General features: G+C 55.8%; 3 protein-coding genes. 2 read left to right on the forward strand and 1 reads right to left on the reverse strand.

What is annotated here, in order from left to right:
* Positions 1-49: 49 nt before the first annotated feature.
* A complete protein-coding gene (locus WCO56_29610) occupies positions 50-676 on the reverse strand; it encodes a hypothetical protein (protein MEI7733759.1) in 627 nt (208 codons plus the stop codon).
* Between the two features lie 203 nt (positions 677-879).
* Here WCO56_29610 and WCO56_29615 point away from each other — a divergent pair, with 203 nt between their 5' ends.
* On the forward strand, positions 880-2,139 hold the full coding sequence (locus tag WCO56_29615) for an efflux RND transporter periplasmic adaptor subunit (protein MEI7733760.1): 1,260 nt from the start codon (positions 880-882) through the stop codon (positions 2,137-2,139).
* Positions 2,140-2,144: 5 nt separating this feature from the next.
* A partial coding sequence (locus tag WCO56_29620; protein MEI7733761.1) for an ATP-binding cassette domain-containing protein occupies positions 2,145-2,380 on the forward strand: 236 nt, incomplete at its 3' end.

Consider the following 2,380-nt stretch of genomic DNA (forward strand, 5'->3'; position numbering starts at 1 on the left):
AAATTGACAGAGCACGGCGAAAAAGGCAACTTTTATTTGCGGATAAGCACTAAGTCGAAGCGACTGACGGGTTAACTTTGGCCCGCCCTTTTCGCCTTACCCACCAGTATCGCCAGCCAAACGCCAGCACAAACAAACTGCTCCCCCACCACGTGGATGCCTCCGGCACCGCCACCACAAACTGCGTGATCGTCAGCTTGGCCGCCACGTTCTTGTAGATCATGTTATCCAACCCAAACGCAAATTGCCCGAATTGCGGGATCACCGCCGAAAAATCCCCTTCCACCGTCCCCCCGCCATACGTTGTCCCCGCCAGCGCCGTCGGCGTCCCCCCCGTAATGAACAACGCCGTCGCATTCAGGCTGTTCCCGGCCTCCAACTTATAGTGAAACGTGACCTTGTACTGCTGCGTCACTCCGTTATTCGAAGGCCCGATATAGTTCATCACGTCCAAACTCGATCTTACCCCCGACCCCGTGCCCGTCGGCCCGGTGATCACAATGCTCGTCGAGTCCATCGTGATGCTGCCCCGATCCGGCGCCGCCGACCAGTTGCCGCCCGGCGCAAATTCACCAGGAAACACGACCGCCCCTTGGACGACCTGACACAGGCTCATCCAGAGGCACACTACGCAGGCTGCCACCCAGTAGCGTTGTTTTTCTTGTATAAAATGCATTTAAACTACCCAAACCTTAGAGTAGCACTCATCGTCAAAATGTAAAGTCGAATTGCCTTGGAAATAATGCTCACTATTCCATTGAATCAGACAGACCGCTTTGGCGTCTATTTTCATGCTGGTCACTGACAAAATTTCGCGTAAGTAACGCTTGGTTTGCGGTGGCTGCGGTATTAGAGTTGTTTTTCACATCCGAAACAGACATGAAGTATTTGCTGACATTGATTATTTTGGCGGGGTTGGGCGGCGGTGGTTGGTATTTCTGGAAACAGAGCCAGTCCGCCAAACCGTTAGTGACCCAGCCGCAACGCCCCACGACGGCGATTGTGGAAGCGCGCGACATCAGTTTTGCCGTCACTGGCGCCGGAGACATTGGGCCGGCGGATCAGGTATCGGTTCGTCCGGAGGTCAATGGTCGCATCATGGAACTGCCGGTGGATATTGGAGACAAGGTCAAAAAGGGTGATTTGCTCTGCCGCTTGGATGATCAGGATTTGCAGACGGAACGGGATCAGCAGTTAATCGAGATCGCCGGGTCCAAGCTGCAAATCCATGCCACCAAACTCCAGCTCACGAAGGCAGAACGGGATTTTCAACGGAACAAGGAGCTGTACGACAAGAACCTGATTTCCCTCGAACAGTTTCAGAATTTGAGCACCGAGCTGGATTTGATGCGCAACCAGATTGATATTTCCAAGAATGGACTGGATCGAACCGAGAAGGCGGTGAAACTGGTGGAAGATCGGCTCACCAAGACGAAATTGCGCGCGCCCTTTGATTGCACGGTCCTGACACGCCCGGTTTCCCTTGGGCAAACGGTTTCCGGCGCGGCGGGGTTCAACTCCGGGACGGAAGTGATGACGATCGCCAATCTGAATGACATGATCGTGAACGCGCATATCAACCAGGCAGACGTCGTGCGCCTGGCACCCGATCAGCCGGTAAATATTCAGGTGGAATCCTTGGCGGGCGTGACCATGAAAGGGTCCATCGAACGTCTGGCACCCCAGGCGACCATCAAGAACGGCATTAAAGGCTTTGCCGCGCGCATCCGCATCGTGCAAATGGACCCGCGCGTGCGACCAGGCATGACCGCGACGCTTTCCATTCCCATCGCGGCAGCGGATAACGTGCTGGCCGTACCGCTCGCCGCCGTGTTCAGCGAAGAGGGTGACCGATTTGTGCTCATCAAGAAGGAGGAGGGGTACGAGCGTCGCCCGGTGGCGGTCGGCGTCACCGATTACCAGTTCGCCGAAATCCAAAGCGGCCTGACCAATGGCGAGGTGGTGATGCTGGAAGCACCCAAGGATTTGCTGAACCAACGCGCGAAAAGCAAGGAGAAGGACGGGAAAGCTGGCAAAAGCGGCAAGGGAAGCAAAACGGTCACCAGCGGTAAACCGGCCACGGAAGCGGCCACTCCCGCGTTGATAAACAAACCGGCGGTTATTCCGAGCAAGGGGTAATTGCCATGGCACTCGTTGAAGTCCGGAACGTCAGCAAGATTTATCATTTGGGCGGCGAGGAAATCCGCGCGCTGGATGATGTCTCGCTGGATATCGAGGGCGGCGAATTCATCTCCATCATCGGCCCCTCGGGGAGCGGCAAGTCCACGCTGATGCACATTCTGGGCTGTCTGGATTCCCCCACGCACGGGACGATCAACCTGGATGGCATCATGATTCAAGATGCGTCGGCACGACAACT

This window comes from Verrucomicrobiota bacterium (genome assembly GCA_037139415.1).
Classification (GTDB): Bacteria; Verrucomicrobiota; Verrucomicrobiia; order Limisphaerales; family Fontisphaeraceae; genus JBAXGN01.